The sequence below is a fragment of the Candidatus Arthromitus sp. SFB-mouse-NL genome (genome assembly GCF_000709435.1).
Classification (GTDB): Bacteria; Bacillota; Clostridia; order Clostridiales; family Clostridiaceae; genus Dwaynesavagella.
Genome location: NZ_CP008713.1, coordinates 1,219,278 through 1,244,696, shown reverse-complemented (window position 1 = coordinate 1,244,696; position 25,419 = coordinate 1,219,278). Strand labels below are relative to the sequence as shown.

Here is a 25,419-nt window from a genome sequence, read left to right as displayed (position 1 = left end):
AGTGCTCTTTCCTTTTATATTTTTATTAAATTATTTTTGATATTTGATCTGACAAAATTGCAAACCAAAATAGCTATTATACCAGATATTAATAAAATGGATCCATTATTTAATCGTCCTTGAAGTAAGTAGCCAAAAGATATCTGTCCAATTGGGATTGATCCAGTTGCAATTGCAGTAGATAATGCACTTACACTACCTAATATATTTTGGGGTACAGAAGTTTGTATATATGTAAGAGTTACAATATTTCCTATGCCGAGGCAAAACATAATAATAAATCCTCCCAATGTTATTCCAAGTACACCTATGTTTATATTATTTGTTATTATTAATAGTGTGCCTACAAGTAACATTGATAATGGCATTAAATAATTCAGTTTATAGTGGGTACTAAATTTAAATAAATTAGGTTTTAAATTTATTAAAATCCCACTTATGAGTAAACCACTAGCTATTATACTTTCTATTATTCCATACATTTGAGATGGTAAGTTAAAATCTAAGTTTATTATTGTTGGTAGTAGTACAGAGTTTATTGGTACTATTGAAATGTTATATAATCCGTATGATAAAATTATACCCAAGATTGTTTTATAATTTTTGGATAGTATTTTAAATGTTTTTGTAATATGAGCAAATGAGATAAATAGGTTTAAAGATTTATGTATTGTGTTTTGTTGTTTTGGAAGTATTATAAAGCATTCTAATATGGCAGATATAATAAAGCTTAATCCATTTAATATGAGTATAATGTTAATACCTAAAAATCCATAGAGTATACCTCCAAGTATTGGACCTAGAATATTTGATAATGATCCTACTTGACTTATATAACTATTTGCTCTTTGAAGATAATTATTTTTAACAGTTTGAGGTATAGATGCTGTTACGACGGGGCCATAGCATGCAGATATAGCAGATAATAAAATCATAACAAGACCTATGAGGAATATAGATTCCATTTTAAATATAAAAAATATAAAGCAAATTACCATAAGAATTCCTGATATGATATCGAGAAATATCATCATATATTTTTTATTATAATTGTCTGCTATATTACCTGCAATTGGTGCTAGAATTATGTATGGAATGATTGATAATGCTAGAATATTAGCATATATAGCAGGATTACCAGTTATGTCTAATATATAAAGAGATAATGCAAATCTTTGTATTGTGTTTCCAAATAAACTTATAATTTGACCTAATAGAATTAATTTAAAATTTTTATTAGTTTTCATTAATTATTGAGTAATCCATGCAAATTGGATATCCTTTCTCTTCATTTTTTACTAGGGTAGCATCTATCTCATAAAGTAATTTTAAATTTTCTTTAGTTATCACGTTTGAAGGATCACCTTGAAAAAGTACATTTCCATTTTTCATTCCAATAATATTATCAGCAAATTTTGTTGCGTGGTTTAATTCATGAATTACCATTATTATGGTTGTTTTATTATTTCTATTTAGTTTTTGAAGTAACTCTAATACTTCAAGTTGATGTGCCATATCTAAGTATGTTGTTGGTTCATCTAATATTATTGTATTCGTTTTTTGGGCAAGTGCTAATGATATCCAAACACGTTGACGTTGTCCGCCTGATAAGTTTGATACAATCCTATCTTTTATATCTAGTATACCTGTTTTTTCCATTGCCCAGTTAATTATCTCGTAATCTTCCTTGTTTAAACCAGAAAGTGATTTTTTATGAGGAAATCGACCATATGAAATTAAATTTTTAACGTCTATGCCTTCAGGAACAATTGGAGTTTGAGGTAATATCGATATTTTATTAGCAATTTCCCTTTGAGATAGGGATTTCATGTCTTTATCGTCCAGAAAAATTTTTCCACTTTTTATTGGTATAATTCTCATAATTGATTTTAAGAGTGTGGATTTACCACATCCGTTTGGACCAATTAATATGGTTACTTTATTTTCAGGTATTTCAAGATTTAGAGAAGGAATTATAATTTTTTCATCATAATTAACTTGAAGATTTTGAGTTCTTATTCTCATTATTTAAACCTCCTATCTCTTATAATTAAGAATATAAAATATGGTACAGCTAAGATTGATACAATTATTCCAACAGGAATTTCAATTGGAGAAAATAAGTTTTTTGCTATAGCATCAGATAATACTAAAATTATAGAACCTATGATTCCAGATAACACAATTATTTTGCAGTGAGAGTACCCAATTATACTTTTTGATATTTGAGGTGATATAAATCCTAAGAAAGCAATATTTCCAGCAACTGATGTGGCAATAGCAGCTAGGAATGATGCTATAAATATAAATAATACTGACTCTTTCTGTACATTTACACCAATTCCATAAGACAATTCATCACCAAGAGTGAGTATATCTAGTGTTTTACTTTTAATTAGGGTAACAATTATTAAAATTAATATGAATGGAAGAGTTAGTAGTATATAATTCCAGTTGCTACCCCAAAGGCTTCCACTAGTCCATGTTAAAACTTGATTATAATCGCCTTTAGAAACGCTAAGTTGATAAAATGAAATTATAGCAGAAAATCCTGTATTTATAGCAATACCAGTTAAAATAAATTTTATTGGCTTAAATCTTTTTTTGTATGCAAATAAATAAATCAAAATTATTGAAAACATTGCACCTATTATTGCAACGATTGGCATGAGTAAGACAGTTGATATTGGAAGTTTGGAATAATATGTACTTGTGTTAGATGAAATTAATAGAATAACAAATAATGCTGCCCCAGAATTTATTCCGATTATGCCTGGTTCTGATAAAGGATTTTTTGTTATTGTTTGGAATATCACTCCAGATATGCTTAAAGCAAAAGCTACAATAATAGCTAATATAACTCTTGGTAATCTTAACTCAAATATAGCAAAATTTTGAGGATTTGTTCCATTACCTAAAAATGTTTTAAATATATCGGCTATACTCATTTTGTAACTACCGAGATTTAAATAGAGGAGAACAGACAAGACAAGTATTATTGATGATATTAAAAAAACTAATGAAGCTTTTTTCATTTATATATTCTCCTTTCTAATTAATAATAGAAATATAGGAATTCCAATAAATGATGTAAATATTCCTATAGGAAGTTCATATGGAGATAGAATTGTTCTAGCAATTATATCACTGAAGATAAGTAGAGCACTTCCAAATAAGAAAGATAGAGGCAATACATCTTTATAATTAGTTCCGACTAATTTCTTTATTATATGTGGTACAAGAAGTCCAATAAAGCTAATATTACCAGATGTTGCGACACAAATAGAGCAAAGAGGGATTATTATGGAAATAATTTTTAAACGCACTTTAGATGGAGATACTCCAAGACCTATTGCATTTTCATCTCCGAGATTTAAAATATTAAGATCATTAATCATCAAGATAGATAGAAAACAGAATATAGAACCTATGATTATTAATGAAATAACTTGTAACCATCCATTCTGATTTAAACTTCCAGAAATCCAAAATGCTAATTCTTGAGATTTATTTTTAATTAGAGCAATCATCGATGCAATAGATATGAAAAGTGTACTCATCGCAGTGCTTGCAAGGAGTAGTTTAGATATGTTATGGTTTAGTGAAGAATTTTTCATAATTATCAAAACTATTATACCACTAAATGCAGAACCTATAAGAGCCATAAAAAAATTTCCATAGATTCCAAGACCTATAGGAAAAATTGTAGATAGCGCTATAGCTAAAGTAGCTCCTTGGGTTATACCGATTATAGATGGATCAGCTAAAGGATTACGCATAACTCCTTGAATCATTGCTCCACATATAGAAAGAATGCCTCCATTTAATAGAGCAGAAATAACTCGAGGGAGTCTCACATCTCTTATAAGCTGTGCTTCCACAGATCCATCATAAAAAAATATGGAATTAAACACATTTTTTAGAGGAATATCTTTAGCCCCAATGTTAATTGAGGCTAAGATCCCTATAAGAAGTAAAATAAATCCAGTAATTGAGATTAATCTTTTACTTATCTTCATAACTAATTCCCCATTAAATCAACAAATTGATTTACAAATATATCTCTTCCAATGGAACTATAGACCATATTGAAGTATGGACTTGATGGTAATTCGATAACATTATTATTTTTAACTGCATTTAAGTTATTATAAATAGGACTTTGTTTCAAAGCATTTATATCTTCATCAGTTCCTATTAGAATCATATAATCTGAATCTATTTCTAATAATCCTTCGTAACTTACGACAGGAAGACTTATAGTATCCTGTACAGGGAGTTTAGCAGGTTTGTTTAGCCCCATATCTTCGTACAATATTCCACCAACCCCAGCAGAGTCAAATACAAATATTTGTCCACCACTTGCAAGTATTGAAAGATAGGTTGTTTCATTACCATATTTTTCTTTAATTTCATTTCCTTTTTGTTTAGCATTTGATTCATAATTTTCAAGCCATTTGTTTGCAGCATCTTCTTTATTTAATATAGAGGCAACTTTAAGTATATCTTTTTTCCAATCTATTTGTTCAAGTTCTATCATTATTGTTGGTGCTATGCTTTTTAATTGTTCGTACATTTTCTCTTGTGTTTTTGAAATTATAATTAAATCAGGATTAAGATTTAATACACCTTCAATATCTACAGTATCTTGCATACTGTAACCTAAAATTTTAGCATCTTTTAAAGTTTCTTCTAGATAAGAAGGGAATTTAGTGTAGTCGTAAGCATCAGAGTTTGCTGTACCTACAACAGAATATCCAAGAATGCTAAGTATATCGCTATTACCACTTAGGTCTACGATACGCTTAGGATTTTTAGGTATTTGAACATCCTCAATTGAGTCTTTAACAGTTATCATTTCGAGAGATGTATTATTTGTAGAATTATTATCATTAGAATTATTGTTTGAAGATGTGCATCCAACAATAAGTACAGCAAAAAAACATATAAATGTAGTTTTTAAAATTGACAATAGTTTCATTTATAAATATCTCCTTTATAAAATAAAAAGTAATATTAATTATCATTTAATGATAGACAAGTTTAATTTTAGATATTATAATGGTGATATCATTAATGATAATAAGTATCATTTTACTCATATTTATAAAGTAAGTCAAGTTAGTTAGGTGTGGGGAAATTAAATGAAGAAGAGGTATTTAATCTTAATACTACTTTTAGTTGTTTTATCTTTGATTTCACTATTTTTAGGAGCTAAAAATATAACGATATGGGAAATCTTAAATGGAGATATTGACAGTATTAGGATTTTTTTGGTGAGTAGATTACCGAGACTCATAAGCATCTTGATTGCGGGAGTTGTTATGAGTATATGTGGACTTATAATGCAACAGATTAGTCAAAATAAATTTGTATCGCCAACAACTGGAGCAACTATTGATTCAGCACAGCTTGGAATAATGGTAGCTATGATTATATTTCCTAGTGCAAGTATAATGCAAAAAACAATTATATCTTTTGTGTTTGCATTGATTGGTACATTTATTTTTATAATATTTTTGAGAAATCTCAAGATAAAGAACGTGGTATTTGTACCATTAGTTGGAATTATTTTTGGTAATATTATTGGATCCATAACGACTTTCTTGGGATATAAGTTTGATTTATTGCAGAGTGTTAGTTCGTGGATGCAGGGTAATTTTTCAATGATTCTGAAGGGAAATTATGAGCTTTTATATTTGAGCATTCCTCTTGTTATAATTACTATAGTTTATGCAAATATGTTTACTGTTGCTGGAATGGGAAAAGATTTTGCTACAAATTTGGGACTTAATTATGATAGAGTGGTTAATATTGGAGTTTCTATAGTTGCATTAGCAACTGTTATAGTGGTTGTAACAGTTGGAAGTATACCTTTTATTGGACTTATAGTTCCTAATTTAGTTGCTATGTATAAAGGGGATAATGTAAATAAAAGTATTTTTGATATTGCGCTTGTTGGTTCTGTGTTTATACTTATTTGTGATATAATTGGACGAGTTGTTATTTATCCATATGAATTTCCAATAGGAGTTACTGTAGGAGTAATTGGAAGTATATTGTTTCTTTTTATAGTATTAAGGAGGAATAATCGTGGGAAGTAAACGTGTTAATAAAGATAGGTCTTTTGAAAAAATTACGATGTTTCTTGCGATCCTAATAGTAATAGTTTCTCTATTTTATTTGTTCATGAGTATTAGGAAAGGGAACTTAGAGTACTCACTTTCACAGCGTATACCTAAATTAATTGCAATCGTATTAACGGGATCATTAATATCTTTTTCTACAATATTATTTCAAACTATTACAAATAATCGTCTTTTGACTCCAAATGTAATGGGACTTGATTCGTTTTATGTTTTGATTCAAACTGTGATTGTTTATGTGTTTGGATCAATACACATATTTACTAGTGATAAGAGAATTAATTTTTTGATTTGTATAGTGTTGATGGTTGTTATATCTACATTTCTTTATTCGTCTTTGATGAAAAAGAATAGAGCTAATATTATTTTAATTGTACTAGTTGGTGTTATATTGGGAACTCTCTTCAGTAGTCTTTCAAAATTTATGCAAATAATGATTGATCCCAATGAGTATTTAATGCTTCAAAATAAACTTTTTGCAAGCTTTAACAATATAAATGAAGATATTTTGTTTATATCAGTGATAATGATAGTCATTACATTGATATTTGTGTTAAAGGATTTCAAATATTTAGATGTTATGAGTTTGGGTAGGGATCATGCGATAAGTTTAGGAGTGGATTATGATAGGTTAACTAAAAAATTATTCATTATAGTTTCTATTTTAATATCTATATCTACAGCTTTGGTTGGACCGATTACATTTTTGGGACTACTGGTTGTTAATGCTACTAAGCAAATTGTGAAAAGTTATAAACATTCTAATATAGTTACTATAGGGAGTTTATTATCGGTATTTGTATTGTTATTTGGACAGTTATTGCTTGAGAGGGTTTTGAAAATATCGACTCCTGTGAGTGTAGTTATAAATTTAATTGGGGGTATTTATTTTATGTATTTGCTATTAAGGGAGAGTAAGGTATGTTAAAGATTAAAGATGTTTCTAAGTCTTATGGTAGTAATCGTGTAGTTAACAATATATCTCTTGATATAAAAAAGGGGAAGCTTACCTCCTTTGTTGGACCTAATGGTGCGGGTAAAAGTACTCTTTTATCAATAATAGTTGGATTACTTGAAAAAGAGAGCGGAGAAATTTATTTAGATGGCAGGGATATTAGTAGCTATAAAAAAGATGAGTTATCTAAAAAGATATCTATTCTTAGACAATCAAATAATTTAAATATTAGATTGACCATACGTGATTTAGTTAGTTTTGGAAGGTTTCCATATTCTAAAGGTAGATTAACTAATGAAGATAAAATATTTGTTGATGAAGCTCTTGAGTATATGAAACTTTGTGATATACAAGATAAATTTTTAGATGAAATAAGTGGAGGACAAAAGCAAAGGGCTTTTATTGCTATGGTTATTGCTCAAGGGACAGAATATATTTTTCTTGATGAGCCTTTGAATAATTTGGATATGAGCAATTCAGTTCAAATGATGAAAGTTTTAAGAAGACTTTGTGATGATTTAGGAAAAACAATAGTGATTGTTATGCATGATATAAATTTTGCTTCTTGTTATTCAGATTATGTTGTTGCTTTTAAAGATGGAGTCATATACAAGCAGGGAAAAACAAGTGATATAATAGATGAGAATGTTTTAGAAGAGATCTATCAAATTAAATTTGATGTCCAAAACATAAATGGAAATAAGATCAGTATTTACTATTAATAAGAAAGGGAAAATTAAGATTATGAAGTTTATTAAAAAATTATCTATAACATGTTCAATGTTGCTTATTGGATTTTTAGTTTCTTGTGTAGGTGAAAATACTACAAATAAAACCGATAATCAAAATGCATATCAAGGAGTTAATATTGAAACTATTATGGTTAAACATACAAAAGGTGAAACAGAGGTAAATAAAAATCCTCAAAGAGTTGTTACATTTGATTATGGATCATTAGATATTTTAGAAAATTTGGGAATTGATGTGCTGGGACTTCCAAAAGAAACTTTACCAAAGATGTTTGAAAAATATAAAGATAGTAAATATGAAAATTTAGGTGGATTAAAAGAACCAGATTTTGAAGCAATCAATGCACTTAATCCAGAACTTATAATAATAAGCGGTAGACAATCTGATATGTATGATAAATTTTCTCAAATAGCTCCAACTATACTTTTGAGTATAGATGGTTCAAAATATATGGAAGACTTAACTAATAATGCAAATGTTTTGGGAAGTATATTTGGCAAAGAGGATATTGTTGCAACAAAATTAAACGAAATTCAATCTAAGATAAGTGAATTAAATACTTTAGTAACTTCAAAGAACTTAAATGCATTAACATTATTAGTTAGTGAAGGAAATTTAAGTGCTTATGGTGATAAGTCAAGATTCGGTATTTTATATAATAGTTTTGGTTTCAAGAATGTTGATGAGACTCTTCAGGATTCAACACATGGACAGCAAGTATCTTTTGAATATGTAGTAGATAAGAATCCAAACGTATTGTTTGTTATAGATAGAGGAGTGGCTACTTCTGGGGAAGGAGCTGCTGAGACAGTTTTAGATAATGATCTTATAAAATCAACAGATTCATATAAAAATGAAAATATTGTGTATTTAGATGCTCAAGTTTGGTATTTGGTTTCTGGTGGATTTAATTCAACAAATAGTATGATAGCTGAAATTGAAAATTTTATGAGTAAATTCTAGTGAATGATATAAAAATATTTGTAACTAATTGTATAATTAGAATGAAATAAAAAAACTGCGTCATTATGATGTAGTTTTTTTATTTGATAATTAAATTGATATTTTAAGAAAGGATTTAGATATGTTAAAGAGTTTTATAAGTTACTATGCTCCATATAAAAAATTGTTTTTTATGGATATGTTGGCAGCGTTTATGGTGGCTATAATAGATCTTGTTTATCCAATGATAACACGCAATATAATAAATGATGCTGTTCCAAATAGAAATATAAGAATGATATTTGTGTTTTGTATAATTTTACTTGTTATTTTTACTATTAAGGCTGGACTCAATTATTTTATTCAGTATTATGGACATGTTGTAGGAGTTAGAATGCAAGGTGATATGAGAAGAAAGGTATTTAAACATCTTCAAAAATTGCCTAATGAATATTTTAGCAATAATAAAACTGGTGCTATTATGTCTAGAATTGTAAATGATCTTATGGAAATATCTGAGCTTGCACATCATGGTCCAGAAGATGTGTTTGTTTCTCTTGTAATGTTTGTTGGTTCATTTACTTTGCTTTGTAGAATAAATGTACTTCTTGCTATTATTATATTTGCCTTTGTTCCCGTGATAGTTGTATTTTCAATAATTAAGCGTAGAAAAATGAGTAGTGCGTTTAGGGAAACTAGAATTAAGACAGGAGATGTAAATGCTGTTATTGAAAATTCTATTTCAGGAATCAGAGTTACGAGGTCATTTGTAAATGAGAAGAGTGAACTTAATAAGTTTGATAATTCAAATGATATGTTTAGAGAAGCAAGAGAATATGCGTATAAGAAAATGGGAGAGTTTTTTTCAGGAACTTTTTTCTTAGTTGATATGCTTGAACTTATTGCACTTATAGCATCTGCTGTCTTTACATTTAATGGATATATTACTATAGGTGATTTTGTTGCTTATGTACTATATGTTAAGATGTTTATTCAACCAATAAGGAAACTTATAAATTTCTCCGATCAATTTCAAAATGGTATGAGTGGTTTTCAAAGATTTGAGGAGCTTTTGAAAGTTGAAACAGAGAAAGAGTCAAAAGATGCGAAGGAACTTAAAAATGTTAATGGAGAAATTATTATAGATAATGTGACATTTAGATATGAAAGCAACAATGAGGAAGTGTTTAATGGATTTAATCTTAAGATAGATGCGGGCAAAACTGTTGCTCTTGTTGGCCCATCAGGGGGAGGGAAGACAACTATATGTAGTTTGATCCCAAGGTTTTATGATGTGTGTGATGGAAGTATAAAGATTGATGGGATTGATATAAGAGAGGTTACTTTGGATTCTTTGAGAAGAAATATTGGGATTGTTTCTCAAGAAGTTTTTTTGTTTACGGGGAGTATAAGGGATAATATAATCATAGGTAAACCTGATGCGACTGATGAGGAAGTTATGGATGCATGTATTAAGGCAAGAATTCATGATTTTATAATGAGTCTTAAGGATGGATATGATACTTTTGTTGGGGAAAGAGGTCTTAAGCTTTCAGGTGGACAGAAGCAAAGGATATCTATTGCGAGAGTTTTTTTGAAGGATCCCAAAATTATGATATTGGATGAAGCAACATCAGCTCTTGATAATATAACAGAACGTGAGATTCAAGAATCTTTAGAAGAGCTATCAAAAGGTAGAACAAATATAATTGTTGCTCATAGACTTTCAACAATTCAAAATGCTGATGAGATATTATTAATAGGTAAGAGTGGAATTGTTGAGAGAGGAACTCATAATGAATTAATAGATAAGGGTGGAGTTTATAAAAGTTTGTATAGTACAGTTTAAAAGGTTTAAGTATTAGGTGGATCTTGTTAGATCCACCTTTTTATTTACATATTTATTATTTAAGTGAGAGAAAATAATTTTAAAGATTTTGTGTTGTAGGGGGACTTTTGATGATAGTTAAACCAGATTTTGAATTCTTAACTTTTGAGAAGGAGGATATGGTTTTTAAATTTTTAAAAAGTGGAGATATTTTTGAAATTTTACATAAAGACATTATGATTAATATGTTTAACGGGACGTTTAGAGATGGGTCACTCAACAATATTTATTTGAGAATATATGAGCATGATGGAGTTAAAGTTGTTCCACTTATAGGAGGAAAGTCGAATGGAGAAATTTATTTTGATTCAAATTCTATGATGTTTGAAGGCGATGCTTTTGGAATTTCATATCGTGTGAGGTTTACTCTTTCGAATCATCTTATTTGGTTTTATGAAGTTTATTTAAATGGGAAAAATTTTGAGGTTGATCTTTTGTATTGCCAAGATATTTCAATTTCAAATAAGAATGCTTGTTTAAATAATGAACTTTATACGAGTCAATATATAGACCATAAAGCTATAAAATCTTCAAATGGATTTGTTGTTTGTTCAAGACAGAATCAAGATCAAGGAGGGAAATTCCCATATGTTGAGCACGGATGTATAAATGGGAATATTATTTCTTATTCAACTGATCAAACACAATTTTTTTCATTAGAGTATAAAAAAAGTGGTGTACCATATCTTATTGACAAAGATCTTCCTAAGGAAAACTATCAATTTGAGCTCGCATATATTGTTCTTCAAACTGAGAAAATGAGAGTGGATGATAATAAAAATATTTGCTTTTATGGACTTTTCAGAGAAGATTATAAAACTTCAATTGAAACTCTTAAATATGAAGAGGATGTTGTTATTGAGTATTTAAAAGTTTTAAGGCTTAGAAACAATTTCGAAAAACTTAAAAGAGTTCAGATGAAGGAAGAATTTGGAGCAGAAATTTCTTCTAAAAAGTTTACGCATAATGAAATATGTTCTATATATAACGAGAGGAAGTTTGAAGAGTATAAGGATAATGAATTACTTTCGTTTTTTACAAATTATCATACTCATGTTGTTCTTCAAGATAAGGAAATTTTATGTGAGCGGCCACATGGTAATATTATTATAAATAAAATTGATAATGAGAAGATAAATACAAATATTATAACTTCTACAAATTATATGTTTGGACTTTTTAATTCACAGATTGCTCTTGGGAATACTAGTTTAAATAAAATGATGTCGTGTAATAGAGGTCTTTTAAATGTTATCAAAAATTCAGGTCAAAGGATTTATATAAAAATAAATGATAAATTTAGGATGCTTACACTTTCAGGTATTTATGAGATTGGTACGAACTTCTCTAGATGGTATTATAAATTTAATGATGATGTTATTATAATTGAAAATTATGTTTTGAGGGATCAAACAAAGATTGTTTTAAATGTAAGATCTCAGAAAAAGATCGAGTATGAGTTTATTATTACAAATCAAATTGTTATGGGTGATAGAGAGTATAGTAATGGATTTTATTTAAATAGGGAATTAGATAGAGTTATGATTAAGCCTCTTGAAGGATCTTTTCTAAGTAATACATATAAGAATATAAATTATCAAATTAATTTTTTTAATTGTAAATTTAATTTAGGTGATGATGGAATTTTTTTTAAAGATAATTTAGGAAGAGATAAAAGTATAATAACTTTTAAAATTGAAAAGAGTAAAGAATTTTCTATTTCAATAGATGGATCATTTGAAGAAAATATTTCATTTTCTGATTTAAGTTCTCTTGATCATGAGAGAGAAAAATTTAATGAATTTTATTTAGAATTATTAAATGGGTTTAAACTTGAAGGAAAAAGTTCCAAATATGATGTTGATAAGCTCAATGAAATAATATATTTCTATACTCATGATGCATTAATACATTTTTCTTCTCCTCATGGTTTAGAGCAATCTTCAGGTGCTGCTTGGGGTACTCGAGATGTTTGTCAGGGACCTATTGAATTTTTCACTTGTACTAATAATTATAAAATAATTAAAGAGGTACTTCTTGAATTATTTTCCCATCAATTTATAGAAAATGGCGAATTCCCTCAGTGGTTTATGTTTGATAAATATAATATGCAACAAGATGATTCACATGGTGATATCATATTTTGGCCACTTAAGGCTCTTAGTGAATATGTTTTGAATACTGGCGATGATTCTATTTTTAGTGAGGAAATTGTATATAGAAGTTTTCCATCATGTGATATAACTCATAAAGAGAGTATATTGAATCATGTTAAGAGAGCAGTGCGTTCAATTGAAGGTAGATTTATAAAAGATAGTTATTTGATAAGTTATGCTGGTGGAGACTGGGATGATACACTCCAACCAATTAATGAAAATTTTAAAGAGAGATTAGTTTCAACCTGGACTATGGCACTTTCTTATGAAACCTTAAAGGATTTATATAATGTTATACCTGACAATGATTTTAAAGAAAATATACGTAAGATGTATATAGGAATTAGAGAATGTTTTTTGAAATACGCAATAAAAGATGATGTAGTAAGTGGATTTTTATATTTCAATGAAGATGATGAAATAGAATATCTTCTTCATCCTTTTGATAAAATAACGGGGATAAATTATAGACTTCTCCCACTTACGAGGAGTATAATTTCAGAAATAATTGATTTAGAGCAAGCAATGATCAATGAAAAAATAATAGATGATCATTTGACTTTTAATGATGGAGTACGGCTTATGAATAATACTCCTAGATATAACGGGGGAATTCCTAAGATATTTAAGCGTGCAGAGCAAGCATCAAATGTTGGAAGGGAGATATCCCTTCAATATGTTCATGCACATATTAGATTTATTGAGAGTATGTGCAAGCTTGGACGTGAAGAGAAAGTTTGGGAGTCCTTATACAAAATAATTCCAATAAAACTTAATGATTATGTAGAAAATGCAAATTTTAGGCAAAGTAATGTATATTTTTCAAGTTCTGATGGGGCATTTAATAATCGTTATGATTTTCAAGATAGATTTAATGAATTAAAGCATGGAAATGTGGAAGTTAAAGGGGGATGGAGAATATATTCAAGTGGACCAGGGATATATATAAATCAACTCATTTCAAATATTATAGGAATACGGGAAGTTAAAGATAGAATTATTTTCGATCCTATAATATCAAGAACATTTGAAGAATTAAAGTGTAGTTATAAAATTTTAGGAAATGGTAGTGAGATTTTATATATAAGAGATAATGAGTTAAATATAAAATTAAATGGAGAAGATATAGAGTTTGTACGTGAAAAGAATATTTATGGAAGAGAATTTATGTCTATTCAAAAACAAATTTTAAATGAGAGACTTAGACATGATAAAAATATAATTGAAGTGTTTATACCGTAAGCCTTATAGAAATTTTCTATAAGGTTTTATTATTTTTTATGAAGTATTGAATAAGAATTACGAAAATTATATTAATGAGAGTTATGAAATGAGGGATTGATAATTGAGTATTGATCGTATTTTGGAACTCGAGAATAGAGGATGCTTTGACTTTTTTTGGAATGAAGTAAGTAAAACTGGTGATGGATATGGACTTGTTAAAGATTCCACAGCCAAATTTGATAGTCACAAAAATGTTTCTTCAATATCTTCAACGGGGTTTGGGCTATGTGCAATAGTTATAGGTGCATTTAGAGGATATATTGATTACAAGTCTGCATATGAAAGAAGTCTAAATACGCTTAAGAGTGTTTATTTTAATGCATCTAATACAAAAGGATTTTTTAATCATTTCTTGAATATGGAAACGGGTAAGACAGCTTGGAATTCTGAAGTTTCTATTATAGATACAGCATTATTTGTTATGGGAGCATTGGTATCTTCTGAATATTTTGGTCTTGAAGTTAGTGAGTATTTTGAAAAAATTTACAGTAGGATTGACTGGGGGTTTTTTAGAAATAAAGGGAGCAATAGATTTTATATGGGTTATGATGACAGAACAAATACTCATTTTGGTGAATGGGATAGCTATGCTGAGCAACTTATTATGTATTTTTTAGGGGTATCCTCTCCCTTTTATAGTATAAATAAGGAAATGTTTTATGATTTTGATAGACACAAGGTGCATGTCAGTGGTGATGAATTTATGTTTTCACCATTTGGTTCATTATTTACCCATCAATTTTCTCATGGATTTATTGATTTTAGAGGTAAAAAGGATAGGGAGGGAATGGATTTCTTTTTGAATTCTAAGATAGCAACTATTTTAAATAGAAAGCATTGTATTGATAATTCTGAAAAATTTAAATCTTATGGGGAAAATTCTTGGGGAATAACTCCATGTGAAACTCCAAGAGGATATGTAGGAACGCTTGGAACGAAACCATGTCTTAATCTTTCAACGAACGATGGAACAATAGCTATATATGGAGCGATTTCATCTTTGGTATTTACTCCAGACGAGAGCATTGGGGCTATAGAATATATGTATAATAATTTGAAGGATGGTGTGTGGGGTAAATATGGGTTTAAAGATTCTTATAATTTAGATGAGAATTGGTATTGTGATTATGAAATAGGTATCGATAAGGGAATAACTATGATCATGATTGAGAATTATAGGACAGGCCTTATATGGGATCTTGTAAATAGAAATAAATATATAAAGAGAGCATTTGAGATACTTGAGTTCTCGAATTATTAAAAAATTTTAATTAATAATTTATGTAAGATTAATTTATATTTAAGTTTATCTTATTGTTACTAGATTATAATCTAAATGTAATGTTAGTTAGAATAAGAATCGTATTATTATGGTATGGTTTTTTATTTATTTTGGAGGGTGGTTTAAAGTGAAGAAAAATAGAATGAAAATAGTAGCAAGTATCTTTTCTGCAGCTTTATTAGTAGCAGCAGGTTCTGTGATTAGTCAAAGGAGTGATGTAACTGAGGTGAATGCAGTTACTGAAGCATCAGTTGCTAGCATACCAGTTACAAATCAGGTTAATGTTGTTAATACATCTACAACAGCTAGATTAAGTTTTGATCAATTAAAACAAAAGGCATTAAGCATAATTCCAGGAACTGTAGTTAAGTATGAATATGATTATGAAGATGGTGTACAAATAGTAGAATTTGAAATTAGAGATAATAATGGAAGAAAAAGAGATTTAGATCTAGTAACTTCAAATGGAAGAGTTTGGGATATAGATTATGATATTGATGCAAATGGGAATAGATTTATAAATCAAAGTCTTTTTACTGTAAATAAAACATTTGAACAGTGTCAACAAGTTGCTGCTGCACAAATACAAGGAGGACAAGTTATAGCTCATAAGCAAGATGCTGATAAAGGAAAATTTATTTATGAGTTTATAGTTAAGGGATCTAATGGACTTTTTTATGAAGTAGATGTTGAGACTGAAAATGGAACAGTTACAAAAGTAGAATTAGAAGATGATTTTGATTTTTATAAATATACTCAAGTATCATCTACTCAACAAACTACAGTACAGCAACCAGTTCAAACTCCACAAGTTCAACAAGTAGCATCAACTAACAATGGATTAGAAACAGCAAAAAATGTAGTTTTAAAGAAATTTCCTGGAGCAACTTTCTTGAAAATTAAGCAAGACTGGGATGACGGAGTTATGGAATATGAATTTACAATTAAGACAAAAGATGGAATTGTTTATGATGTAGAAGTTGTTAATAATTGGATAAAAGATATAGACTAGGAGGGAAAATACGTTAACGGAATTTTCTACGAAGATTAATTAGACAGAGAGATTATGAAGGGGTTAGTTTTATGCTAGCCTCTTTTTTTATAAAAGAAAGCGTTTATGTGTGTTATAATACAGTGGAGTAAAAGTTTAGGAGAGTGCAGTAAATGGTTAGGATTCTTGTTATAGAGGATGAAAAGAATATAGCTTCTTTTTTAAAAATGGAATTGGAATATGAAGGGTATGAAGTTGAAAATTCTTATGATGGTAAGGAAGGATTAGAGAAGGCATTAAGTGCTGAATTTAATTTGATAATTTTGGATCTTATGATACCATATTTAAATGGACTAGAGGTTTGTAGAAGAATTCGAAAGAGCAAGAAAACTCCTATAATAATGTTAACTGCAAGAGATAGCGTTATGGATAAGGTTTCTGGATTTCAAATGGGAGCCGATGATTATTTAGTAAAACCATTTGCCATAGAGGAACTTCTTGCAAGGATTGAAGCACTTTTAAGACGTGTACAGAATTCTACAGAAGTATTAAATATTATTGAGTTCAAAGATATTGTAATTAATATAGAATCTCGAACTGTTGAATGTGCAGGAGAAGAAATAAATTTAACTACAAAAGAGTATGAGTTACTTGTGTATCTTATAAAAAATAAAAATAAAGTTCTATCGAGGGACTTCTTAATAGAGCATATTTGGGGATATGATTATGATGGAGAAAATAATGTTGTTGATGTATATATAAGACATTTAAGGTCAAAATTAAATAACAATGATTATATTCAAACTGTTCGTGGTGTTGGGTATGTGGTAAGGTGATATGAAAAAAATCTTGGGTAGATTATCAACTTTTTGGCAAATGTCTATAATGATATTTTCCGTTATGATAGTTATTGTATCTATTAGTTATATATTTCAGTTTTTTATAATTAGGATATGGATAATTGATTATGAGAAAGATAGTATTAAAAATACATTTAAACAAATAGAATCGTTTTTTGATTATCATAGTGTTGAAAAGGCAACACATCTTAAATTTTTTGAGTTTGAGGATGTTGATTTTTGGATATATGATGCAGAGAAGAATATTTATTTGGCAACAGATGATGTTCCGAATAAAATTTCATATAGCAATTTTCCATCAAAAAAGATTATTTATTTGAATCGAGTAGATGGGGAAGATAAGATAGTATTAAATAGTCCTATCTATTTAAATGGCAAAACATTTTATGTTTATATAGAGAAAGAAATTGAAATATTCGAAGATTTTATAGATAGTTTAGTACCTATAGTTATACTATCTATTATTATAATAGTGATAATAAGTTTGATTGCTGGTATGTTTATATCGAGGAAATTTGTAAATAGACTCAAATTTTTAAAAGTTACAATGGAGAATGTTAAAGAGAAGGGAATATCTAATCGTGTTGAGATATTAAATCGAAATGATGAGTTTTATAAGATAGGTATTGTATTTAATTCAATGATGGATGAACTTGAAAAATTGTTTAATCAACAGAAACAATTTGTTCAAGATGCGTCTCATGAACTTAGAACTCCTTTAACGATATTAAAAGGACATCTTCAGATGTTAAATAGATGGGGTAAAAATGATCCAGAAACTTTAGATAAATCACTTAAGATTGCTTCCGAAGAATTAGAGAGATTAATAAAACTTGTAAATGATCTTCTTAATTTAAATAAAATGGAAACATATTCTTCATTTAAGGTTGATGAATACATTGATGTTAATCAGATAATAGAAGAAGTTATATATGGATTTGATATTTTATCTGAAGATATAGAGTTTAATTTTGATAAGTCAAATAATATTTATTTAAAAATATTGAGGGAGCATTTGAAACAATTGCTGATAATTTTTGTGGATAATGCGATAAAGTATTGTGATAAAGAGAAAAAGTTTATTAATATAAGATCGTATGAAGATCAGGATAATGTTTATATATCTATAAGAGACAACGGTATTGGAATAAAGAAAGAGCATATACTTAAAGTTACTGATAAGTTTTATAGAGTTGATGAATCTAGAAAATATAACAATAGTTTTGGAATTGGATTATCTATAGCGACTCAATTAGTTAGACTTTATAAAGGTAAGTTAAAAATAATAAGCGAGTTTGGCCTTTTTACAGAGGTTATAGTTTCGTTTAAGAAATAAAATGGTCTATGTTTTATAGACCATTATTTTTTTGTTATAAATTGATGATATAATAAAATTAAATTTTATCTCGGGGGTATATTATGGATTTGAAATGTGAAATTATTTGCGTTGGTACTGAACTTTTACTTGGTGATATTGTAAATACTAATTCTCATTTTATCACCAAGTCTTTAGCAGAAATTGGAATTGATGTTTATTATCATACAGTTGTAGGAGATAATTTTGAAAGACTTACTCTTGCTATGGAGAACTCTTTTAATAGGGGAATGAATTTGATAATAACATCTGGTGGGCTTGGACCTACAGATGATGATATTACAAAGGAATGTACATCTGAGTATTTTAACCGTAAACTTGTATCCCATGAGGAGAGTTTGAAAAATATTGAAAAATTTGTTAAGTCTTCTAGGGAGAATCTCACAGAAGCAAACTTAAAGCAGAGCTATGTTCCAGAAGAATCGATAGTTATGAAAAATTCAAAAGGCACAGCTCCTGGAATCATAATAGAGAATGAAGATAAAATTATAATTAACCTTCCAGGGCCTCCTAGTGAACTTTATGAGATGTTTAATGATTCGGTTAAACCATATTTGGAAAAAAAGTCAGGATATAAGTATTATTCAGAATTTTTAAGATTGTATGGGGTAAATGAAGGAGATATAAATGGAATTTTAAGTGATTTATTTAATAGAAGTGATCAAACACTTGCTCCTTATGTTAAAGAAGACGATTTAGTTTTGAGAATTACAACTAAGTGTAAAGATGATGATGAAGGAAGAAGGCTTATATCTGAATTAAAAGATGAGATTTATAAAAGAGTTGGGCAATTTATATATGCAGAGGGAGAATCTAATATAGAAGAGCTTCTTTGCTCAGAACTTAAAAAAAGAAATTTTAGGATTTCATTTGGAGAATCCTTAACAGGGGGAATGCTATCTTCAAGATTTGCAAATTTGAGTGGAGCATCTGAGTTTTTTGGAGAATCTTTTGTTACTTATTCTAATGAGTCTAAAATGAAGAATCTTTTTGTAAAATATGAAACTCTTGAGAAATTTGGAGCAGTGAGTAGTAATACTGCAAGAGAGATGGCTCTTGGAGTTTTAAATAAGACGGGATGTCATGTTAGTATTTCAACGACAGGAGTTGCAGGGCCAAGCGAAAGTGAAGGAAAAAAGCCAGGACTTGTTTATATAGCTGTTTGTGTTCTCGGAGAAGTGTATGTAAAGGAGCTTAATATTATAGGAGATAGAATGAGAATTCGTGAGAGAACGACTTTTGATGCACTTGTTTTTGCATATGATATCTTGAAAAATATGGAACTTTAAGGAGGAAACTATGAAGATATTACATACTTCAGATTGGCATATTGGGAAAAAGGTCAATGATTTTAATATGCTTGATGACCAAAGATATGTTTTAGATCAAATTTGTAACATTATAAAGAGAGAAAAAATTGATGTTGTAATTATTGCAGGAGATTTGTATGATAAAGCCATTGTAGATACACATGCTATAAAACTTTTAAATGATGTATTGGTTAAAATAGTGAATGAATGTGGAGCTAAAGTGATTTTGATAGCGGGAAATCATGATAGTGCAGATAGAATATCTTTTGTTAAGGAATTTTTAGTTAATTCAGGAATTTATATAGAAGGAAAATTTGAGGGTAAGGTTAGCAAAATATCTTTAAAGGATGTGTTTGGAGATGTTAACTTTTATCCTATTTCATATTTTGATGAGGTTCATATAAAGCACTTATTTAATGATTCTTCAATTAAGACATCTAATGATGCTTTAATTAGGATAATAGAAGGTATGGATGTTGATTACAGCAAGAGGAATATATTTATAGCTCATGGATATTTTTCTAATAAAGATGGAGATAAGATGATTGAAAGTGATTCCGAAAGAAGATTATCGATAGGTGGACAAGATGTTATGGATGCATCTATACTTAAAAATTTTGATTATGTAGCACTTGGACATCTTCATGCAAATCAAAAAGTTATTTTGGATCATATAAGGTATTCAGGTTCTATAGTGAAGTATTCATTTTCAGAGATGAATCATAAAAAGAGTGTAACAATTGTTGACTTGGGAGATAAAGGTGATGTTAGAATAAATCAAGTTGAACTTAGACTTAAACATGACATGAGAGAAATAGAAGGATATATTGATACTATAACGAGTGAAGAATTTTATAAGAATTATAATCTTGATGATTACTTTAGAATAATTCTTCATGATTCTATTGGGGTTAGAGATCCCGCAACTAGAATTAGAAAGATTTATAAAAATTTTATGGAGATTAAATTTAGAGATAGTAGTTTTGGTGATGGGAATGATGAGGAGATAAGTAATTCAGATATTATATTAAAATCTCCTTTTGAATTATTCGAAATGTTTTATAAGAGCATGACAGATAAGGAACTCAATCATGTTCAAAGAGATATTTTGAAAGATGTTATAAAGAAAGTAAATATCTTAGATGAATAACTAGGAGGGAATTTTTATGATTCCAATAAAGTTAACTGTACAAGCATTTGGACCATATAAAGGAAAAGAAACAATAGATTTTAGGAAATTTTTTGATAATAGGTTATTTTTGATTACTGGGAATACAGGTAGTGGGAAAACTATGATATTTGATGCAATATGCTATGCTTTATTCGGAGATGTAAGTGGTCAATATAGAGAGATTGATACACTAAGAAGCCAATTTGCGAGTAGAGAGGATATTACATATGTTAAGTTTGAATTTTCTCATAGAAATAAAGATTATATAATAACGAGATCACCTGAACAATTTAAAATTTCACGAGGAAAAGAGATTTTACAAAGAGCTAAGGCAGAAATTTTAATAGGTAATGAAGTAGTAAGTGGGATTAAGAATGTTAATCAAGAAATCAAAAATATTTTAGGTATTGATCATTCACAATTTAAACAAATTGTTATGATTGCTCAAGGTGAATTTAGAGACCTTGTATCTGCAGATTCGAGGAATAGGGAAAGTATATACAGAAAGATATTTAATACGATGGAGTTTGAAAATATTCAAAATACTTTAAAAGAGAGAGCATCTGAATATGAAAAAAAGTTTGATAATTTTGATCAAAGGATAAGAGGACTTTTGGATTCAATCAATTCTATAAAATTAATATCTTATGAAGATTTAACAATAAATCAGGTATTAGACGTTTTAAGTAAAGAAGTAGAAATTTATGACAATAAATTAAAGGAATTAAAACCTAAGAAAGAATATTACAAAAATGAAATTTTACGTAATAATAATTTTTTTGATAGTTTTAATTCTTTGATAGCTAGAAAAAATGAGTTATCATCATTTGATATTAGTTCATTAAAGGATGAGGGAAATTTTTTAGATAAGGTTAAAAAAACATTTTTAATAAGAGATAAAGAGAAAGTTTTAGAAAATTTTAAAGATACACGAGACGGATATGAAAAAGAGATTGAGAAAATAATTTTTGATCTCAATTTCCATAAAAATAATCTAGATGTTTTAAATAAAGAGTTTGAAGAAACTAAATCTTATGATATTGAGATTGAAAATCTTAAAAGTAAAATAATAGATCTTGAATCTTTAAAGAATACTGTAGAAGAGAAACAAAAACATGAATTTAAAATTAAAGATTTAGAGAAAGAATTGTTAGATTTTGATGATAACAAGGAATCTATAAAAAAAGAATTAGAAATATTTGATCGTAGGTATAATCAAATTTTAAGTTTTAGTATAGAGCATAAGGATATAAAAGAGAAAATTTTATACATAGAAAGTGATTTATTAAATTTAGAAGGAATTAAAGAAGGACTTCTTAAGTATGAGAGTGAACTTAAGATTTATGAAAAATTGAATATTGAATGTGAAAAATGTGAAAGTAAGTATAATAAGATTTTTGACTTATATGAAAATAAGACAAGAGAACTTTCATTAAGCGAAGATATTTATTTTAGAAATCAGGCTGGATTCCTTGCAAATAAACTTGAAGATGGATGTCCTTGTATTGTTTGTGGATCAACGATTCATCCTAATAAAGCAAATCTCGTTGATGTCAGCGTAAATGAAGAATCATTGAAAGAATTAAGGAATGAAATTTTAATGATAAAAAAAGAACTTGAGGAGACAGTAACTCTAAAAATCAACTTAAACAAGGATGTTAAATCTAAAGAAGATAGGATAAGAGAAATATATGAGGACGTTTTAAAGAAGGATAAAACTGATGAGTTTATAAGTTTCAAAGAGTTTGAATTATGTGAGGATACTATATCAAGAGTTAAGTTAAAAGTGCTTTCATTGAGAAATTCACTGAATAATAGTAGAGATATAAATAATAAGTTAGTTGAACTTCAAGAAGAAATTACAAATATAGAAAGTAAAATCAAAGAGGGAAAATTAAATTTTGATCAGATTGAAAAAGATTATATACAAAAGCAGAGTAATATATCAGCACTAAAAATAATTTTAAATGATAAAACATCAAGATTATTGAAGTATAATATTTCATCAATAAATGATTATCTAGATACATTAGAACAAACAAACAACTATTTGAAAAGTTTAATAAACAAGAGGGAAGTCATAAATTCAAATATAACTAAATGTAATAATGAGATATTAAAATTTCAATCTAAATTTGATATAAAGAACAGAGACATAGAAGATTTAAATTTTAGAATTAAGACAAGTTATGAAATATTTATGGAGTCACTTAAAGAAAATGGATTTAAGGATATAGATGAATATAAAAAATTTAAGATATCAGAGAGTGAATTTAATGAGAGAACTAAATTTATAGAAGATAAAAGAGAAGAATTTAGAAATATTAATTTAAAAATAATACAACTAGAGAAAGACATATCATCTTCACCATATAAAACTAAAGAAGAGTTATCAATACATTTAAAAGATTTGAATGATAAATTAAAAGAAGTTGAGGAATTGGAGATAAAATATTGTCAGAATAAATCTTTACTTGAAAATGTATATGGAAGCATTTTATCGATAAATAAAGATATATCAAATTTTGAAAATTTAAGGATAAATTTAAACGAGTTAAACAAAATTGCAAATGGAATTAATAAATATAAAATTAGTTTTGAGAGATACATACTGGGTATTTATTTCAAAGAGATAATATATACCGCTAATATTAGACTTTTAAAATTAACAAATGGAAGATTTTTATTTAGACATTTAAAAGAGAATACAGATATGAGATCTCAACAGGGTTTAGAGATAAGTGTATTTGATAATAGGACATCTCAAGAGAGGAAAGTTAATGCAATTTCTGGGGGAGAAAGTTTTCAAGCATCACTTGCTTTGGCTTTAGGATTATCAGATGTTATACAAAGATATTCGGGAGGAGTTTCAATAGATACTTTATTTATTGATGAGGGATTTGGATCTTTAGATTCTGATTCACTACAAAATGCTCTTGAGTGTTTAATCGAAGCTAATGATGAGTCAAAACTTATTGGAATAATTTCACACGTTCAGGAACTAAAAGATTTTATAAGATCTAAAATAGAAGTGATAGATTCAAGTAATGGTAGTAGAATAAAAACGGATTTATAGGGGGAATAGGAAAGTTCAAATTAATATGTATAAATTACTTAAAATGTGTAATAATAATAATGAACTCCTTTTAAAAAATATATTAATTAATTTTCTTATCCTCTTAATTTTAAGGGTTTATTTTATTAATTAATAGCACCATTTTTAATGATAAACTTAAGATAGCATTTGTAAAAAATATAATAATTTCTTAGGGAATTATTATATTTTTTTATTTGTATTTGAAGTTTTTTTAAATGATATTTATTGTATATTAAAAATAACAGTTAGGTTATAGTTAATTAAATTTTTAAATATAGAAAAAATGACTATTTACCAAATAATTTGGTAAATAGTCAAAATTATTTAGAGGTATAAACCGTCCTTCCATCTTCAGTGGAAGTAGTTATTTTTAAGGTTCCTTTTAACTTATCACTTTTTAGAATTATTATGTCATCTTTTATTTCAAATTCTTCAGTTAGAGGAATAATATCAAAACCATCTTTACTTAAAATGCTAAGATTATCAACATTTAAGGTATTGGATGAGTCTTGCTCATAATTTGCAGAAAATTCAGCGTAAATATCATTTTTATTATATAAGAAAAATCCACTTAAAGCAATACTACCTACTATGTATTCTGGATCAATTTTTAAATAAGGTATATTTTTATCATCTAATGAGGTAATAATATTTTCAATTTGTATTTTAACCTGATCATTTAATGAATCAAGTTGTTTTTTTAATTCATCTACTAATTTATTATCTATAGTATCTTCAATTTCAGTAACGCCATCTAATAATAATTCTATAGGAGATTTTTTAGTTTCAAAGAAAGTATTTTTGAAGTTAGGGTTATATTTATCTAATAATGTAAGAGAAATAAAACTTAAGCTATAGCTATCTGTTCCTAAAGTTTTTAAAATAGCATCTGGATATACTGTTTTGATAATATCATCTTTAGTAATACCATCACCTATAAAATTACTAAGGACGCCAATATATTCTGCATGTCCTTCAATAATATCTGTACTTCTAATATAATTGAATTCATCTTCGTATTCATTTTTCCATTTATTGTACCAGTAAGCTGCCTTTTGTATGTAATTTTGAGAAGTTGCATCATCATTTGATATAATAGCATTTGCCAAGTTTCTATATATCATGGTTTTATAAAGTCTTGGTTCATATTTTAAAGGATATTACTGATTACGGGATCCTTCTTTTACACTTAAATCATTTTGATAGTAAAAA

Annotated in this window: 19 protein-coding genes; 13 read left to right on the top strand and 6 right to left on the bottom strand. The window is 27.9% G+C overall.

What is annotated here, in order from left to right:
* Positions 1–14: 14 nt before the first annotated feature.
* From SFBMNL_RS05970 to SFBMNL_RS05950, 5 genes are read right to left on the bottom strand one after another with little or no spacing between them, the layout of a single operon-like run.
* Positions 15–1,247, bottom strand: coding sequence for an MFS transporter (locus tag SFBMNL_RS05970; protein ID WP_042294828.1), 1,233 nt, complete (start codon positions 1,245–1,247; stop codon positions 15–17).
* On the bottom strand, positions 1,237–2,025 hold the full coding sequence (locus tag SFBMNL_RS05965) for an ABC transporter ATP-binding protein (protein WP_005805558.1): 789 nt from the start codon (positions 2,023–2,025) through the stop codon (positions 1,237–1,239). The genes SFBMNL_RS05970 and SFBMNL_RS05965 overlap by 11 nt, the downstream gene beginning before the upstream one ends.
* Positions 2,025–3,035, bottom strand: coding sequence for a FecCD family ABC transporter permease (locus tag SFBMNL_RS05960; RefSeq protein WP_042294827.1), 1,011 nt, complete (start codon positions 3,033–3,035; stop codon positions 2,025–2,027). The genes SFBMNL_RS05965 and SFBMNL_RS05960 overlap by 1 nt, the downstream gene beginning before the upstream one ends.
* Entirely contained in the window at positions 3,036–4,019 is a 984-nt protein-coding gene (locus tag SFBMNL_RS05955) for a FecCD family ABC transporter permease (protein WP_005805561.1), read from the bottom strand.
* Positions 4,020–4,021: 2 nt separating this feature from the next.
* A complete protein-coding gene (locus tag SFBMNL_RS05950) occupies positions 4,022–4,981 on the bottom strand; it encodes an ABC transporter substrate-binding protein (protein WP_042294826.1) in 960 nt (319 codons plus the stop codon).
* Positions 4,982–5,144: 163 nt separating this feature from the next.
* Here SFBMNL_RS05950 and SFBMNL_RS05945 point away from each other — a divergent pair, with 163 nt between their 5' ends.
* The 13 genes from SFBMNL_RS05945 (at position 5,145) to SFBMNL_RS05885 (ending at position 24,186) form a co-directional block, all read left to right on the top strand.
* On the top strand, positions 5,145–6,104 hold the full coding sequence (locus tag SFBMNL_RS05945) for an ABC transporter permease (RefSeq protein ID WP_005805565.1): 960 nt from the start codon (positions 5,145–5,147) through the stop codon (positions 6,102–6,104).
* Entirely contained in the window at positions 6,094–7,074 is a 981-nt protein-coding gene (locus SFBMNL_RS05940) for an iron chelate uptake ABC transporter family permease subunit (RefSeq protein WP_042294825.1), read from the top strand. The genes SFBMNL_RS05945 and SFBMNL_RS05940 overlap by 11 nt, the downstream gene beginning before the upstream one ends.
* A complete protein-coding gene (locus tag SFBMNL_RS05935; protein ID WP_005805569.1) occupies positions 7,068–7,823 on the top strand; it encodes an iron ABC transporter ATP-binding protein in 756 nt (251 codons plus the stop codon). The genes SFBMNL_RS05940 and SFBMNL_RS05935 overlap by 7 nt, the downstream gene beginning before the upstream one ends.
* 22 nt (positions 7,824–7,845) lie before the next feature.
* Positions 7,846–8,814 (top strand): siderophore ABC transporter substrate-binding protein, encoded by a 969-nt coding sequence (locus SFBMNL_RS05930; RefSeq protein WP_081832589.1) that lies wholly within the window; start codon positions 7,846–7,848, stop codon positions 8,812–8,814.
* 121 nt (positions 8,815–8,935) lie between these two features.
* Positions 8,936–10,642, top strand: coding sequence for an ABC transporter ATP-binding protein (locus SFBMNL_RS05925; RefSeq protein ID WP_042294823.1), 1,707 nt, complete (start codon positions 8,936–8,938; stop codon positions 10,640–10,642).
* A gap of 110 nt (positions 10,643–10,752) precedes the next feature.
* A complete protein-coding gene (locus SFBMNL_RS05920) occupies positions 10,753–14,079 on the top strand; it encodes a GH36-type glycosyl hydrolase domain-containing protein (RefSeq protein ID WP_042294822.1) in 3,327 nt (1,108 codons plus the stop codon).
* 103 nt (positions 14,080–14,182) lie between these two features.
* Positions 14,183–15,382, top strand: a complete 1,200-nt coding sequence (locus SFBMNL_RS05915; RefSeq protein WP_005805576.1) for a glucoamylase family protein — start codon at positions 14,183–14,185, stop codon at positions 15,380–15,382.
* Between the two features lie 148 nt (positions 15,383–15,530).
* Entirely contained in the window at positions 15,531–16,415 is an 885-nt protein-coding gene (locus SFBMNL_RS05910; RefSeq protein ID WP_007439718.1) for a PepSY domain-containing protein, read from the top strand.
* 152 nt (positions 16,416–16,567) lie between these two features.
* A complete protein-coding gene (locus SFBMNL_RS05905; RefSeq protein ID WP_042294821.1) occupies positions 16,568–17,230 on the top strand; it encodes a response regulator transcription factor in 663 nt (220 codons plus the stop codon).
* Between the two features lies 1 nt (position 17,231).
* On the top strand, positions 17,232–18,590 hold the full coding sequence (locus tag SFBMNL_RS05900; protein WP_005805581.1) for a sensor histidine kinase: 1,359 nt from the start codon (positions 17,232–17,234) through the stop codon (positions 18,588–18,590).
* An 83-nt stretch (positions 18,591–18,673) separates the two neighbouring features.
* Positions 18,674–19,918 carry a competence/damage-inducible protein A gene (locus SFBMNL_RS05895; RefSeq protein ID WP_052341898.1) on the top strand — a complete coding sequence of 415 codons (1,245 nt, stop codon included), beginning with the start codon at positions 18,674–18,676 and terminating at the stop codon, positions 19,916–19,918.
* Between the two features lie 10 nt (positions 19,919–19,928).
* A complete protein-coding gene (locus tag SFBMNL_RS05890; protein ID WP_005805585.1) occupies positions 19,929–21,089 on the top strand; it encodes an exonuclease SbcCD subunit D in 1,161 nt (386 codons plus the stop codon).
* Positions 21,090–21,105: 16 nt separating this feature from the next.
* Positions 21,106–24,186, top strand: a complete 3,081-nt coding sequence (locus SFBMNL_RS05885; protein WP_042294820.1) for an AAA family ATPase — start codon at positions 21,106–21,108, stop codon at positions 24,184–24,186.
* A 341-nt stretch (positions 24,187–24,527) separates the two neighbouring features.
* On the opposite strand, the gene SFBMNL_RS05880 is transcribed toward SFBMNL_RS05885, so the two are convergent.
* Positions 24,528–25,331: a hypothetical protein gene (locus tag SFBMNL_RS05880; protein ID WP_042294819.1), complete on the bottom strand. Its 804-nt coding sequence runs from the start codon at positions 25,329–25,331 to the stop codon at positions 24,528–24,530.
* Positions 25,332–25,419 lie beyond the last annotated feature (88 nt).